This window comes from Acinetobacter sp. CAU_H_60, assembly GCF_058599385.1.
The window spans coordinates 1,152,187-1,166,526 of the sequence record NZ_CM178653.1; the positions used below are offsets into that span (position 1 = coordinate 1,152,187).

A 14,340-nucleotide genomic window follows, 5' to 3' on the forward strand; every position below is an offset into this window, starting at 1 on the left:
TCACCTCTTACATGCGGAATACGCCAAATTTGGTTGGCTGGATTGGTGCATTCATCGCTGTAGCCAGACTTAGGGCCAGGACTTCACGCGATTGCGCTGGATCAATGACACCATCATCCCATAAACGCGCAGAAGCATAATAAGGATGGCCTTGGCGTTCATATTGGTCACGAATCGGCTGTTTAAACTGGTCTTCTTCTTCAGCTGACCAAGTTCCACCTTTTTGCTCAATCTGATCGCGTTTCAAAGTCGACAATACGCTAGAGGCCTGTTCACCGCCCATCACTGAAATACGCGAGTTTGGCCAGGTCCACATAAAGCGTGGCGAGTAAGCACGGCCACACATGCCATAGTTACCGGCACCAAAAGAGCCGCCAATCACCAAAGTCAGTTTAGGCACATTGGCTGTCGCGACGGCCATCACCAGCTTGGCACCATTTTTGGCAATACCTTCATTCTCATACTGACGACCCACCATAAAGCCGGTGATGTTTTGCAGGAAGATCAGCGGAATATTGCGCTGGGTACACAGCTCAATAAAATGCGCGCCTTTTTGTGCAGACTCAGAGAATAAAATCCCATTGTTGGCAATAATTCCAACTGGCATTCCATAGAGCTTGGCAAAGCCAGTGACCAGGGTAGTACCGAAACGTGCCTTGAATTCATCAAAACGTGAGCCATCGACAATACGCGCAATCACTTCACGGATATCAAACGGTTTACGTGCATCACTTGGCACAATGCCGTACAGCTCTGAACTGTCAAAACGCGGTGCTTCGATTTCATCTGCAGTTTTATTTGGCTTTTTGTTCAGGTTCGCCACAATGTTGCGGGCAATGGCAATTGCGTGTTCATCATTTTCTGCCAGATGATCGGCAACACCTGACAATCGAGTGTGTACATCACCACCGCCTAGATCCTCACTAGAAACCACTTCACCGGTAGCTGCTTTTACCAGAGGAGGGCCACCGAGGAAAATAGTACCCTGATTGCGCACAATAATGGTTTCATCTGACATCGCTGGCACATAAGCACCACCGGCTGTACAGCTACCCATTACTACTGCAATCTGGGCAATACCTAGACTCGACATACGTGCCTGATTGTAAAAGATACGGCCGAAGTGATCACGATCCGGGAATACTTCATCCTGTAAAGGTAAATAAGCACCGCCAGAATCGACCAGATAAATACATGGCAAATGATTCTGCTCGGCAATTTCCTGGGCTCGTAAATGCTTTTTCACCGTAAGTGGATAATAAGTCCCGCCTTTGACTGTGGCATCATTGGCCACGATCATGCAGGTCACCCCATTCACCTGACCTACACCCGCGACCACACCTGCTGCAGGAACATCATCCTGATAAACCTGATAGGCAGCCAGTTGACCGATTTCCAGAAAAGCCGTGCCTGGATCAATTAAATGATTAATCCGTTCACGCGGCAGTAATTTGCCGCGATCCAGATGTTTCTGGCGAGCAGTTTCTCCGCCACCCAAGGCAATTTTTTCTACTTTCTGTTTAAGGTCATCCACCAGTTGCAGCATGGCAGCCTGGTTGGTCTTAAACTCTTCACTACGTATATTGATTTTGCTCTGTAACTGATTCATGACGAACATCCTTGTTTTATTCTAAGTGTTCAGGTTTAGGCTGTTTCGTTGAAGAGCTCACGGCCAATGAGCATGCGGCGGATTTCGGAAGTTCCGGCACCAATTTCATAGAGTTTGGCATCGCGCCATAAACGGCCTGCAGCAAATTCATTGATATAACCGTTACCACCTAAAGTCTGAATAGTTTCGCCTGCCATCCAGGTCGCTTTTTCAGCGGCATATAAAATGGCACTGGCAGCGTCTTTACGCAGGCTACGGCTATGATCAGCCTTGTCACATTCAGCACCAACGGCATACACCAGGGCCTTACATGCCAGCCAGGTAGAGTACATGTCAGCAATTTTGCCTTGCATTAACTGGAATTCACCCAGTGCCTGACCAAACTGTTTACGGTCATGAATATAAGGGATCACAGTATCCATGCAGGCATCCATAATGCCTAATGGACCAGCACTGAGAACCGCACGTTCATAGTCCAGACCGCTCATCAGAACTTTAGTCCCATTGCCGACACCGCCAAGCACGTTTTCTTTCGGAACTTCGACATTGTCAAAAAACAGGGGATAGGTATTGGAACCGCGCATACCCAGTTTGTCCAAATGGGTGCCGTGGCTAAAACCTGGCATATTTTTCTCAACCAAAAAGGCAGTCATGCCTTTGGCGCCAGCTTGTAAATCGGTTTTAGCATAGACAACGAGTACATCGGCATCACCGCCGTTAGTGATCCACATCTTGGACCCGTTGAGTAGATAATGATCGCCTTTATCTTCGGCTTTCAGTTTCATGCTGACTACATCTGATCCGGCATTCGGCTCAGACATGGCCAGTGCACCGACATATTCGCCAGAAATCAGTTTTGGCAGGTAGCGCTGCTTCTGTTCTTCATTACCATTTCGCTTAATTTGGTTAACACATAGGTTAGAATGGGCGCCATAGGACAAACCAATGGATGCTGAAGCACGGGAAATTTCTTGCATGGCAATAATATGGGCCAGATACCCCAGATTGGTACCGCCATATTCCTCACTGACCGTTAAACCAAGTAGGCCCATATCACCAAATTTTTTCCAGAGGTGAGCCGGGAATTCATTGTCACGGTCAACTTGCTGGGCAATTGGGGCAATTTCCTTGGCGCAAAATGCGGCCACTGAATCACGAAGCGCAATAAGAGTTTCATCCAAACCGAAATCTAAGCTTTGTAAATTCATTCTTCATCCATCCTGAGATTATATTTGTTGTGTCCAAAAGCATTTTTGTTGTGCTTGTTTTTTTAACATACAACGAAAAATTAAAAAAGTGAACCTATATTCACAAAATGATTTACAATTCATTTTATCTGGTTGAGAATAAGATTATGAGTTATAAAAGATCATCACTGATGCAGGAACGAATGGAACAAAATCGTTTGTCGATTTTACAGTCTGCTCGTGAACTGATTACTCAAGGGGGCTTTAAAGAGGCGTCGATTCAGGCGATTGCAGAACGCGCAGGCGTTTCTACAGGGCTGGTATATCGATATTTTGAAAACAAAAGCCAGATTTTGATTGAGGTTTTGTCGGCAGCGATTCAGCACGAAGTTGGAATTCTTGTTTCCATTGCCGGGTCGGATTTGTCGCCAAAACTGAAATTGCAAAAATCTGTTACAACTTTTGTGAAACGTGCCATGAATAGCCCCCAGTTGGCGTATTCACTTATGTTTGAACCGGTTGATCCGGAAATGGAACATGAGCGTTTTCGCAGTAAACAGCTGCTTAAACAAAGCATTAAGGAAATCCTGGCCGAAGGAAAGGTGAATGGAGAGTTCGAGTTTGAAGATTTAAATACGGCAGCTTTGGGCGTGGTCGGTGCCATGACCTTTGTCGTGATTGAACCTTTGAATCCGTCCCGTAATGTGATGTTTGATCAGAACTACAAGGATCACTTTGTCAAACAGATTGCCGATTTTTGTGTTAACGCAGTACATCGACAGGAGGGAAATTCAGCAGCATAGACGCACAAAAACAGGCACATAGACAAGGTCGTCGTGGTCATAAAACAATTAGTAAAGTTGAAAATCAGAATTACAAAGAATCAAGGAGATCGATTCAATGACACAAGTACGGTTAAGCTATGCCTATGGAACCAGTAGCCAGCCTTTATTGGGCATGACGATTGGTGAAAAATTTGATCAGGCTTGCGAACAATATGCAGATCGCGATGCAGTTGTCAGTATGCATCAGAACATACGCCTGAGTTATCGGCAGCTACAGGATCAGGTCAATGCCTTTGCCTGTCAGCTGCTGAAATTGGGTATGCAAAAAGGTGACCGTCTGGCAATCTGGTCGCCGAACTGTGTGGAATGGACTATTACCCAGTTCGCAGCTTTCAAGGCAGGCATTATTCTGGTTAACCTGAATCCAGCCTATAAAAGCAATGAGCTGGAATATGTCCTGAATAAAGTGTCCTGTAAGGGACTGATCATTGCATCGCAGTTTAAAACCACGGATTATCAGGAAATCCTGACCAAAATTGCGCCTGAATTAAAACAGGCTGAAAATAAATTACTGAATGCAGAGCGTCTCCCACATTTAAAGCATGTCATTAAAATTGATGAGCAGCAGCATACTGGCATTCATCGTTTTCAGGATTTAATGCCTACACCAAGTGCTCAAGAACTGGAACAACTGCAACAGATCTCCACTGATTTGCAGTTCGATGAAACCATTAATATCCAGTTTACGTCAGGCACTACAGGTAACCCTAAGGGTACGATGCTGACCCATAACAATATTTTAAATAATGGTTACTTCGTGGGTGAGGCGATTCACTTAACTCCAGAAGACCGTGTCTGTATTTCTGTTCCACTATTCCACTGCTTTGGCATGGTAATGGGCAATCTGGCCTGTATTACCCATGGTTCAGCCATGATTTATCCGTCTGCCGTATTTAATCCGCTGGAAACCCTAAAAGCCATTCAGCAGGAAAAATGTACGGCAGCTTATGGCGTACCGACCATGTTTATTGCTGTGCTGGAACATGAGCAGTTTGATGAGTTTGATCTGACGAGCCTGCGTACCGGCATTATGGCGGGTAGCCCGTGTCCGCAGGAAATTATGCAGCGCGTGATTGAGCGGATGCATATGTCCGAAATTACCATCTGTTATGGCATGACTGAAACAGCACCAGTGAGTGCCCAAAGTTCAACTGAAGACAGTGTTGAACGTCGTGTCAGTACAGTTGGCCGTGTCCATCCGCATCTGGAAGTCAAAATTGTCGATGAAAATGGCAAGGTGGTGCCGCGCGGTCAACTGGGTGAACTCTGTGTGCGTGGTTATTCCGTGATGCTCGGTTATTGGGAAGATCAGGACAAAACGCAGGAAGTCATTGATGCAGCGCGCTGGATGCATACCGGTGATATTGCCGAAATGGATGATGAAGGCTTTGTCAAAATCAAGGGACGTATCAAGGATGTGGTGATTCGTGGCGGTGAAAACCTGTTCCCGAAAGAAATTGAAGATTTCCTTTATACCCATCCAGCGGTGTCGGATGTGCAGGTGATTGGCGTGCCAGACCATAAATATGGTGAAGAGCTTTGTGCTTGCATCATCTTGCATGAAAATGACCCATGTACCGAAGAAGCCATCCGCCAGTATTGTGCCGAGCATATTTCTCATAATAAAGTGCCACGCTATGTACGTTTCTTCCATGAATTTCCAATGACGGCTTCAGGTAAGGCACAGAAGTTCAAGTTGCGTGAATTTATGCGTGAAGAATTAAATTTAAAAGAGATTGCTTAAATTAATTAAAGCTAAGTTTAAATAGTATTTGATCAGATGACCTGGCGGCATGGATGTCGCCGTTTCATTGTATGGCAAGGATGCCATATCAATGAAACAGAGGGGGTTGGTTACTTTGCCCAGTCAAAGTAACGAAGCACCTGCACAATGGAAGAAGAATCCATCTTGCAAATTGAGGTCATGTATTTAGCAATTTCTTTAAATAGATAAAAATCTATTTCTATATAAATCAGAGTAAACAGATGGCAAAAAACTTTCACAATGAAGTGGTGGTCGCCAGTTATGATGATCATATTCGCAAACTGATTCCTGGCTATGAACTGGTACATCAGCAGATTGAAGCAATACTCAGCATTGAACTTCAAGAAACTGCACATATTTTAGTAGTCGGTTGTGGAACTGGTTATGAGCTATCTTATTTATTGCAGCAGCATCCCAACTGGACATTTACTGCAATTGATCCTTCCGCTGCGATGCTTGAGCAGGCAAGGAAGCATCTGGCTTCTATTGGAGTTGAACAACGAGTTCAGTTTATACAGTGCACCACTCAAGAACTGAATCAGCAGGATACTTTCGATGCTGCACTCGCTATTTTAGTTGCCCATTTTATTCCTGAACCTCAGAAATCTGATTTTTTTCAGGCTATCTATCAGAGTCTTAAAGCTGGCGGGATCGCGTTGACCTATGATCTGATGCAGCCTGAAGGTGAGAATGAATTAAAGGTGATGCAAAAAATGGCACAGCAAACCGGACTTAGTGTGCAGCAAAGCGAAAATATGCTGGCCAGATTGCAGCAGGACTTTTTTCTGATTTCAGCGGAAGATTCAAATGAAATTTTAACAAAAGTCGGATTTAAACAGCACAAAATTTATAGTCAAATCATGAATTATTATGGTTTTTTACTTAGAAAATAAAGATCATGAAACTTTATATGAATTTTAAAGTTTAAGAGAATAATCAAGGAAGTTTAAGAAGAATGTCAGCATATTATAGTTTGATCCAGCGCGAGCAGCATACAGATGGCAGTACTACTGCCTATTATCGTTCCAATATTCATGCTCAAGGTGCGTGGAATCCTCATGAACAGCACATGGCGCCAGCAACCGGTATTCTATGTGTTGAACTAGAACAGTTTCAGCCTAGATCAGAAATGCGCATTGGTCGGGTTGGACTGGATATTTTTGGGCTAATTGCATTTGGTGAATTTTCTATTACTACACGCATGATCCGTCCTGGCAAAACTATTGAACTGATTGAGGCGGAAATGTGTGCCAATGGAAAAACCTGTATCGTTGCTCGTGCCTGGAGGATGCTGACTTCGGATAGCCGGGCCATTGCAGGTATCGAAGATTTTCCGATTGAAAGCCCTGAGTTTTTACCGGTTTGGGAGGGTATGAGTTGCTGGCCGGGCGGTTATATTCAAAGTATTGAAACCCGTGCACATCCTGATCATCGTGCAGGCAAAGGCATTGTCTGGCTCAGAAATTCATTGGATATGGTAGAAGGACAACCGACTACAGATTTTAGTCGTTTACTCGGTATGGTCGATACCGCGAATGGCATTGTGCCACGTCAGGACCCGAATGCGGGCTGGGGATTCCCGAATCTAGATTTACAGATTCATATGTACCGTCTGCCGCAAGGTGAATGGTTGGGGCTGGAAGTAGTGCAACAATATGGTGAAGATGGGATTGGTCTCACCACTGGTGTGCTGCATGATATTCACGGGCCTTTCGGTCGTAGTGAACAGATTTTGACCTTACGTAAATTCTAAATCCGGTTCAAAAGCAAAAGGATGAATTGATTCATCCTTTTTTTATTGGCATGCTGTGCGCAATGATTCAGGAATATTGATGAATGCGGATTAGTATCATTGGGGCAGGACGAGTGGCTTATCATCTTGCCCGTGTATTGTCAGCACAACATGAAATTGTACAGATCTACAGCCGGACTCTGGATAAAGCACAGCAACTGGCTGATCAATTTAAAGTGCAAGCTATCGCTCACCTTGAGAATCTGAATCAGAATATTGATTTGATGATCATTGCCGTGAGTGATCAATCAATTGCTAATGTCATCAAACAAGTCCATCCTTACTCGCAAGATGTACTGATTGTCCATACTTCGGGCAGTACTCACCTGAATGTTCTAGCAGATGTACATGCAAAGTCTGGCGTCTTTTATCCATTACAAACCTTTAGTCTGGAACGTGAAATTGACTGGGAAAATACGCCTTTATTTATTGAAGCATCTGATCCAGAAGATCAAAAAATTCTAATTCATTTAGCAAATAGCCTAAGTAAACGAGTTTATCAATATAGTTCAGAACAACGTTTGAGCTTGCATCTAGCTGCGGTGTTTGCCTGCAATTTTAGCAACTACTGTTATGACATGGCCAAGCAGGTAGTAGATGCACAGCAGGTAGACTTTAGCCTGCTTTATCCATTGATTCTGGAAACAGCCCATAAAGCGACGCAAAATGATCCACGCCAGGGGCAGACTGGACCTGCGATGCGTGGTGATCAGAATATTCTGAATATGCATCAGCAGATGCTAGAGCAGTCTCAGCGACAAGACTTGGCAGATGTATATAAATTATTCAGTCAGCAGATTTTAGAACGCCATCAGACCTAATAAAAAAAGCGCTGAATAATCAGCGCTTTTTAGACTTATAGATATTAAGAAATTTTCTTAAAGATAAAGTCATTAATCTTGTGGCCAGCTTCGATTCCGCGACGTTCAAATTTGGTCTGTGGGCGCCATTCAGGGCGAGGGTAGCTGTTGCCTTTACCTGCCAGGTTTTCTAAACGTGGACGTTCTTCTAGAACTTCCAGCATCCACTCAGCATACGGTTCCCAGTCTGTTGCAGCATGGAAAGTACCGCCAAGTTCCAGTTTTTGCTCAACCAATGGCATGCGGTCATGAGATACAAAACGGCGTTTAAAGTGACGTTTTTTCTGCCATGGATCAGGGAAATACAGCTGAACGGTGTTGATGCTATTGTCTGGCATTTCACGAAGTACCTGAATCGCATCAGCATCCAATACACGTAAGTTCGTCACGCCAGCCATACCTGCTTCATACACGCACTGCGCAATACCCGGTACATGCACTTCGATTCCGACAAAGTTACGCTCTGGATTCGCTTTAGCCATGAGTACCAGAGAGCGGCCCATACCAAAACCGATTTCTACAGTCAGCGGACGTTCAGGATGTTCAAAATACTGACGCAAGTCACCCACCGGATATTCCAAAATTAAGTGACCATATTGTTCAAGCGCAGTACGTTGAGAGGTATTTAATGGCGCTGAGCGGCGCATAAACGTCACAATTTCACGGTGCTCGCTTAAATTGTCCAGCTCCACGACTTGCTGGTCTAATTGATCGTTCGACATAATTTTGGCAAATCTAAAAATTCAGAATGCGGTATTTTAAGTCCTGAGCGGTGCAAGTCAAACTTTTCTCGGTATTTCTCCATAAAATCGAGCCAGAGATCCCAGGCAAAATAAAAGAGCCAGTTGGCTCTTTTACAGATCAAGCTTGATCAGGTACTAAAACGGTCGATTAAAGTGCTACTGGCTTCATTTAAACCAATCACAGTCACGTCTATGCCTTGGGCTTTAAACTTCTGGATCACATTATTGAGCATATTTACTGAAGTCACATCCCAGATATGTGCATGCGTCAGATCCAGCTCAACATGATCCAGTTTTTCTTTAAAATCAAAAAACTGGTAGAACTTTTCTGTACTGCTGAAAAAGATCTGTCCAGAAATTATATAGCTACGTGAATTAGGCTTATGCAAATAAGTCGATATATGTACAGTTCTTTCCAGCTTATTAATAAAGAACAGAGCAGAGAGCAATACACCGACAAATACACCGAGCGCCAGATTATGAGTAGCAAGCACGACAATTATCACAGCAATCATCACGGTATTAAATTCTAGCGGATGCTTGCCAAACTGTTTGATTGCACCCCACTGGAAGGTGGTAAATGATACCATAATCATAATGGCTACCAGTGCTGCCATAGGAATATAAGCCAGCCAGTCTTTCAGGAAGACCACCAGACATAGTAAAAACACCCCAGCCACTAGAGTGGATAAACGGGTACGTGCACCTGAAGAGACATTGATAATCGACTGACCAATCATGGCACAACCGGCCATTCCGCCCATAAAACCGCTGACAATATTGGCCATACCCTGACCACGACATTCCTGATGTCGATTACCTTCAGTTCCAGTAACTTCATCAATCACTGTAGTCGTCATCATACTTTCAAGCAGACCTACAGTGGCTAAAGTAAAGGAATAAGGCAGGATAATCTGCAAAGTTTCCAGATTTAGTGGAATTTCTGGAAGAAGAAAGACGGGTAAGGTATCTGGAAACTGTCCCAGATCGCTCACGGTGCGTATATCCGCACCAAGCAATAACGCAAGTGCACTTAGCACGATGATACAGATCAGAGGTGATGGAATGGCTTTACCGATTTTCGGGATATAAGGAAACAGATAGATGATTACCAAACCTACTGCAATGAATAGATAACCCGTACTGTCCATCCGGTTAATTTCCGGGATTTGTGCCACAAAAATCAGGATCGCGAGGGCATTCAAGAAACCATACACCACAGCCTGCGACACAAAACGCATCAGTTTGGCAACTTTAAAAAAGCCAGCAATCACCTGAATGATTCCAGTCAAAATCGTAGCTGCAAGCAGATATTGCAATCCATGATCCTTGACCAGCGTAATCATCAATAGTGCCATTGCACCAGTCGCCGCAGAAATCATAGCAGGACGACCACCGAAAAAGGCAATGGACACGGCAATACAGAAAGAGGCATATAAGCCGACTTGCGGATCGACACCTGCAATCGCAGAAAAGGCAATAGATTCAGGAATCAGGGCCAGTCCAACCACCAGACCTGCCAGTACATCAGTCCGGATATTGGAAAACCATTCTTCTTTTTTCAGGTTAATCACGAAATATCATCTAAATTTTGAGAACCTGCGTATCTTAAACAGATACAGATAAAAATCTACACAAGATTGACTTGCAAAAGCCTGTAAATTCCTCAATATTGGATATGTAACTGTGCTGAATGACAGTTACGCTTTTTTGCAATTTACAGGTTTGATCACTTGAAAGTTTGTCAGAAGCGATTTAAAACATTGAGAAGTGTATAACAAGGATCAGAAATGAAGCTTTACTATTCGCCAGGCGCGTGCTCTTTGGCAGCTCATATTATCTTAAATGAAATTAATGTCGATTTTGATTTGGAACGTGTTGACTTAAAAACCCATAAAACAGAAAAAGGTGCAGATTATTACGAAATTAACCCAAAGGGTTATGTACCAGCATTAGAAATTAATCCGGGTTTAATTCTTACAGAAAATGTTGCAATTTTACCGTTTCTTGCTCAACACGATCCAAAACAAGATCTAATTCCACCTTCTGGCATGGGACGTGCCAAAGTGCTGGAGTGGTTAGGTTATCTAAACTCAGAACTGCATGATGCTTATGCTGTATTCTTCACTGGAAAATTATCAGATGAAGCCAAAGAAAAAGCCTATGCAGAAATTGACCGTTTATTGAGTTATATCGATAAGGCCATTGGTGAATCGGACAATGATTATCTGGTCGATGATAATTTCGGTCCGGCAGATGCTTACCTGTTTGTTCTGACCAACTGGTCGAACCAGATTGAGCATGATCTGAGTCCATATAAAAATATTATTCATATCCGCAATAAAGTTGCAGAACGTCAGTCTGTACAGATTGCAATGCGTGATGAAGGTTTGATTCCTTAATCTCAAAATTTTGAAAAAGCGCCATAGGGCGCTTTTTTTATTGCTTCCAAAGTGATTATTGATATTTAGTCAATAATGATTTGCAGATTTACTACTTTTTAGCAATAAGCAGAGTCTATATAGTGCCTGCATAAATTTTTGGTTTCAGGTTCTTCCTATGAAAAATATTTTATTAATTAATGGTGCTAAAGCTTTTGCCCATTCGAATGGTCAGTTAAATGATACTTTGGCCGAACTGGCACAAGAAGTATTAACAAAGCTGGGGTATCAGGTTCAGGTGACTCGTGCTGATAGTGAATATGATGCAAAAGCAGAAGTGGAAAAATACCTCTGGGCAGATACGGTCATTTACCAAATGCCAGGCTGGTGGATGGGTGCGCCGTGGTCAGTAAAAAAGTATATTGATGATGTTTTTACCGAAGGGCATGGCAGCCTGTATGCAAATGATGGTCGCTCACGTTCAGATGCTTCAAAAAAATATGGCTCAGGTGGCCTGATTCACGATAAAAACTATATGTTATCTCTTACCTGGAATGCACCCATGGATGCGTTTACGGATACCGAGCAGTTTTTTCATGGCGTGGGTGTAGATGGCGTTTACCTACCTTTTCATAAAGCCAACCAATTCCTGGGGATGCAGGCTTTACCGACATTTATTGTGAATGATGTAATTAAAGCCCCTGAAGTTGAAGCGTATATCGCACAGTATCGTGAACATTTAACTCAAATTTTTGCTTAATCAGGAGATATGACCATGCTAACCGTTATTGCTGAAATCATCTGTCATTCGGAACAAGATATGAAAACAGTGCTGGATTCATTTAACAACATCCGCACACAGGTATTACAAGAGCCAGGCTGTCATCTTTATGATGTCTATATTGATCATCCAGCGGTTGAGAGCCGATTACAGACTAAAGTGCCTTTTTCAATCATGATGTTTGAAAAATGGGAAAGCATTCAGCATCTGGAAACCCACATGCATAGTGTAAATATGCAGCAGCATGCTAAGGCCACTAAAGGTGCGGTTGAGAGCGTAAAGATTCGAATTTTAGAAGCGCTTTAAGCTGTAATTCTCAGTTTGAAAGAGTTTGTGATATTTAATTTTATTCAAACTTTTTCAGCTGGTTGAATTGAACCTGTTCAAGTTTCAGTGCGTAGCGGTGTTTTAAGGTAGACCATTGAACTTTGGCAGGTTGTGTCTGTTCTGCAAATTCATTTTCATCTGTTGTAGTTTTTACCTTGCCTGTTAAAAAGTTAATGCTTCGTGCTGTACTCTCACCCGAGGCACGGTGAAAATCATCTACATCATAGCCAATCAATTTAAAAGCATTATCCTGGTATCGAAAGGTATAAGTATGATTGGTGACATACCATGAACCACAGCTTAGCCAGTAATGTAAATGAACCCGAAGTACACCTTTTTGAATGCTTAAGGCTTCGGATTCACCAAGTGGATCAGTGAGGCAAGGAGACTCTACATCACCTTCGGTTGGCAAAGTAGTATTGCTAGCCGCAAGCTGATAACCATTTTCTTGCTTGAATAAAACCAAGAGTTTTCGTTTGTTGGTATTCAGAACGTGATTGCCTACACCTGCATTTGCAACAAGATTTTCGGGATTAGTATCTTCAATAATCAGCGCGAGATCTGCTTGACCGTCCTGATTTAAATCACCTTGCGCTTTTTCTAGAATTTTCCAGTTTTTCGGAACAAAAGATTGATAGCTTGATTTTAGAGAACTACCTGTCTGAGGTGTTGCACATGCACTTTGTGTAAATGCTATACACAGCAGGGTGTTAAATAGGAAAGGCAGTTTGATCTGATAAAGCATCGGTTTAAATTCCTTTTATTTATAATTTTATTGATGATCAAAGCTGAGTGATAAGTTTAGCAAAATAGGTTAAGTCATCTCTTTGAATATTGGATAGATATTTATGGTGAACTTTAAAGCTTTTTTACAAATTCAGCTATGGATTTGAAGTTCCTATTCAAATTTGTCTAAACCAAGAAGTGAACTTTTAATATTCAATCTTCAAATTTAACCTGGGTATCTAAATTTAAAAGTTCAGGAGTTTGCTGGAAACTCCTGAACAGATCGATATGATTCAAATAATCTTTTGGGCTTCTAGCCCTGATTATTATTTAAAGAAATAACCGGTTTCAGGTGAGCTGGCATTGGCCATGCGTTTGCGTGGCATACGGCCGGCCAGGAATGCTTCACGACCTGCTTCTACCGCTTTACGCATCGCAGAGGCCATCAAGACCGGATTTTGTGCTGCTGCAATCGCCGTATTCATCAGTACGCCGTCACAGCCCAGTTCCATGGCAATTGCTGCATCACTGGCAGTACCGACACCCGCATCAACCAGCACAGGCACTTTGGCATTTTCTTTAATGATCGAAATGGTATGCGGATTCAGAATCCCCAGACCAGAACCGATCAGACTGCCCAAAGGCATGATTGCTACGCAGCCCATACTTTCCAGTTCTTGTGCCACGATCGGATCATCTGAGGTATAGACCATGATTTCAAAACCGTCATCAATCAGGGTACGCGCTGCTTTCAAGGTTTCGGTAATATTTGGATAAAGGGTCTTTTCATCACCCAGAACTTCCAGTTTTACCAGGTTATGACCATCCAAGAGTTCACGTGCCAGCATACAGGTGCGTACTGCACTATTGGCATCAAAACAGCCCGCAGTATTTGGCAAAATGGTGTATTTTTCTGGTGGAACCACTGAAAGCAGGTTCGGTTGGTCCGGATGCTGGCCAATATTCACCCGGCGAATAGCAACCGTTACAATTTCTGCACCGCTGGCCTGAATGGCCTGATCTGTTTCATTTAAATCTTTATATTTGCCTGTGCCTACTAAAAGACGAGACTGGAATTGGCGTGAACCGATCTGTAATAAATCTTGCATAATTGTTCCAAGTGTTATTAGCCGCCACCGACTGCGTGAATAATTTCTATTTTGTCCGCTTCGCAAATGGGCGTTTCACCCAATCTGCTTTTAGAAATAATCATTTCATTGACCTCAACTGCAAAGCGCTTACCCTCAAGCGCCAGACTTTGAACCAGTTCCAGCAGATTCTTGCATTGAGTTTCTTGTTGTTCGCCATTGATATACACCAACAT

General features: G+C 43.1%; 15 protein-coding genes. 8 read left to right on the forward strand and 7 right to left on the reverse strand.

From position 1 onward, the window contains the following. Positions 1 to 7: 7 nt before the first annotated feature. Positions 8 to 1,609, reverse strand: coding sequence for a carboxyl transferase domain-containing protein (locus AC4MBN_RS05305; RefSeq protein WP_491880788.1), 1,602 nt, complete (start codon positions 1,607 to 1,609; stop codon positions 8 to 10). Positions 1,610 to 1,644: 35 nt separating this feature from the next. Further along, positions 1,645 to 2,817 carry an isovaleryl-CoA dehydrogenase gene (locus AC4MBN_RS05310; RefSeq protein WP_004782484.1) on the reverse strand — a complete coding sequence of 391 codons (1,173 nt, stop codon included), beginning with the start codon at positions 2,815 to 2,817 and terminating at the stop codon, positions 1,645 to 1,647. Positions 2,818 to 2,963: 146 nt separating this feature from the next. Here AC4MBN_RS05310 and AC4MBN_RS05315 point away from each other — a divergent pair, with 146 nt between their 5' ends. The 5 genes from AC4MBN_RS05315 (at position 2,964) to AC4MBN_RS05335 (ending at position 8,019) form a co-directional block, all read left to right on the forward strand. Then, a complete protein-coding gene (locus tag AC4MBN_RS05315; RefSeq protein ID WP_004782481.1) occupies positions 2,964 to 3,599 on the forward strand; it encodes a TetR/AcrR family transcriptional regulator in 636 nt (211 codons plus the stop codon). Between the two features lie 97 nt (positions 3,600 to 3,696). Beyond that, positions 3,697 to 5,385: an AMP-binding protein gene (locus AC4MBN_RS05320; protein ID WP_491880789.1), complete on the forward strand. Its 1,689-nt coding sequence runs from the start codon at positions 3,697 to 3,699 to the stop codon at positions 5,383 to 5,385. Between the two features lie 242 nt (positions 5,386 to 5,627). Further along, positions 5,628 to 6,299 carry a class I SAM-dependent methyltransferase gene (locus AC4MBN_RS05325; RefSeq protein ID WP_491880790.1) on the forward strand — a complete coding sequence of 224 codons (672 nt, stop codon included), beginning with the start codon at positions 5,628 to 5,630 and terminating at the stop codon, positions 6,297 to 6,299. Positions 6,300 to 6,361: 62 nt separating this feature from the next. Next, entirely contained in the window at positions 6,362 to 7,159 is a 798-nt protein-coding gene (locus tag AC4MBN_RS05330) for a thioesterase family protein (protein ID WP_491880791.1), read from the forward strand. 83 nt (positions 7,160 to 7,242) lie between these two features. After that, positions 7,243 to 8,019: a Rossmann-like and DUF2520 domain-containing protein gene (locus tag AC4MBN_RS05335; RefSeq protein ID WP_491880792.1), complete on the forward strand. Its 777-nt coding sequence runs from the start codon at positions 7,243 to 7,245 to the stop codon at positions 8,017 to 8,019. Positions 8,020 to 8,063: 44 nt separating this feature from the next. On the opposite strand, the gene trmB is transcribed toward AC4MBN_RS05335, so the two are convergent. Both trmB and AC4MBN_RS05345 read right to left on the reverse strand, forming a co-directional pair. Further along, entirely contained in the window at positions 8,064 to 8,780 is a 717-nt protein-coding gene (gene trmB / locus AC4MBN_RS05340; protein WP_125279238.1) for a tRNA (guanosine(46)-N7)-methyltransferase TrmB, read from the reverse strand. A gap of 149 nt (positions 8,781 to 8,929) precedes the next feature. Then, positions 8,930 to 10,375: a SulP family inorganic anion transporter gene (locus tag AC4MBN_RS05345; RefSeq protein ID WP_419365582.1), complete on the reverse strand. Its 1,446-nt coding sequence runs from the start codon at positions 10,373 to 10,375 to the stop codon at positions 8,930 to 8,932. 216 nt (positions 10,376 to 10,591) lie between these two features. Between AC4MBN_RS05345 and AC4MBN_RS05350 the strand changes: the two genes are divergently transcribed. The 3 genes from AC4MBN_RS05350 (at position 10,592) to AC4MBN_RS05360 (ending at position 12,269) form a co-directional block, all read left to right on the forward strand. Further along, on the forward strand, positions 10,592 to 11,203 hold the full coding sequence (locus tag AC4MBN_RS05350) for a glutathione binding-like protein (protein WP_004782472.1): 612 nt from the start codon (positions 10,592 to 10,594) through the stop codon (positions 11,201 to 11,203). Between the two features lie 157 nt (positions 11,204 to 11,360). Then, positions 11,361 to 11,942: an NAD(P)H-dependent oxidoreductase gene (locus AC4MBN_RS05355; protein WP_491880793.1), complete on the forward strand. Its 582-nt coding sequence runs from the start codon at positions 11,361 to 11,363 to the stop codon at positions 11,940 to 11,942. 15 nt (positions 11,943 to 11,957) lie between these two features. Continuing rightward, complete coding sequence (locus tag AC4MBN_RS05360) at positions 11,958 to 12,269, forward strand: putative quinol monooxygenase (protein ID WP_419374920.1); 312 nt, start codon at positions 11,958 to 11,960, stop codon at positions 12,267 to 12,269. A gap of 40 nt (positions 12,270 to 12,309) precedes the next feature. On the opposite strand, the gene AC4MBN_RS05365 is transcribed toward AC4MBN_RS05360, so the two are convergent. From AC4MBN_RS05365 to thiS, 3 genes are all read right to left on the reverse strand, one after another. Next, positions 12,310 to 13,035 (reverse strand): hypothetical protein, encoded by a 726-nt coding sequence (locus tag AC4MBN_RS05365; protein WP_491880794.1) that lies wholly within the window; start codon positions 13,033 to 13,035, stop codon positions 12,310 to 12,312. Between the two features lie 307 nt (positions 13,036 to 13,342). Beyond that, positions 13,343 to 14,125 carry a thiazole synthase gene (locus tag AC4MBN_RS05370; protein ID WP_034702140.1) on the reverse strand — a complete coding sequence of 261 codons (783 nt, stop codon included), beginning with the start codon at positions 14,123 to 14,125 and terminating at the stop codon, positions 13,343 to 13,345. A gap of 17 nt (positions 14,126 to 14,142) precedes the next feature. After that, positions 14,143 to 14,340: a sulfur carrier protein ThiS gene (gene thiS, locus AC4MBN_RS05375; RefSeq protein ID WP_005235073.1), complete on the reverse strand. Its 198-nt coding sequence runs from the start codon at positions 14,338 to 14,340 to the stop codon at positions 14,143 to 14,145.

What these genes read in the sequence shown, in the direction of transcription:
- AC4MBN_RS05365 (WP_491880794.1), bottom strand. Translation starts at nt 13,035, where the DNA reads ATGCTTTATCAGATCAAACTGCCTTTCCTATTTAACACCCTGCTGTGT.
- thiS (WP_005235073.1), bottom strand. Translation starts at nt 14,340, where the DNA reads ATGTTGGTGTATATCAATGGCGAACAACAAGAAACTCAATGCAAGAAT.
- AC4MBN_RS05310 (WP_004782484.1), bottom strand. Translation starts at nt 2,817, where the DNA reads ATGAATTTACAAAGCTTAGATTTCGGTTTGGATGAAACTCTTATTGCG.
- AC4MBN_RS05360 (WP_419374920.1), top strand. Translation starts at nt 11,958, where the DNA reads ATGCTAACCGTTATTGCTGAAATCATCTGTCATTCGGAACAAGATATG.
- AC4MBN_RS05370 (WP_034702140.1), bottom strand. Translation starts at nt 14,125, where the DNA reads ATGCAAGATTTATTACAGATCGGTTCACGCCAATTCCAGTCTCGTCTT.
- AC4MBN_RS05330 (WP_491880791.1), top strand. Translation starts at nt 6,362, where the DNA reads ATGTCAGCATATTATAGTTTGATCCAGCGCGAGCAGCATACAGATGGC.
- AC4MBN_RS05350 (WP_004782472.1), top strand. Translation starts at nt 10,592, where the DNA reads ATGAAGCTTTACTATTCGCCAGGCGCGTGCTCTTTGGCAGCTCATATT.
- trmB (WP_125279238.1), bottom strand. Translation starts at nt 8,780, where the DNA reads ATGTCGAACGATCAATTAGACCAGCAAGTCGTGGAGCTGGACAATTTA.
- AC4MBN_RS05335 (WP_491880792.1), top strand. Translation starts at nt 7,243, where the DNA reads ATGCGGATTAGTATCATTGGGGCAGGACGAGTGGCTTATCATCTTGCC.
- AC4MBN_RS05325 (WP_491880790.1), top strand. Translation starts at nt 5,628, where the DNA reads ATGGCAAAAAACTTTCACAATGAAGTGGTGGTCGCCAGTTATGATGAT.
- AC4MBN_RS05315 (WP_004782481.1), top strand. Translation starts at nt 2,964, where the DNA reads ATGAGTTATAAAAGATCATCACTGATGCAGGAACGAATGGAACAAAAT.
- AC4MBN_RS05355 (WP_491880793.1), top strand. Translation starts at nt 11,361, where the DNA reads ATGAAAAATATTTTATTAATTAATGGTGCTAAAGCTTTTGCCCATTCG.
- AC4MBN_RS05320 (WP_491880789.1), top strand. Translation starts at nt 3,697, where the DNA reads ATGACACAAGTACGGTTAAGCTATGCCTATGGAACCAGTAGCCAGCCT.
- AC4MBN_RS05305 (WP_491880788.1), bottom strand. Translation starts at nt 1,609, where the DNA reads ATGAATCAGTTACAGAGCAAAATCAATATACGTAGTGAAGAGTTTAAG.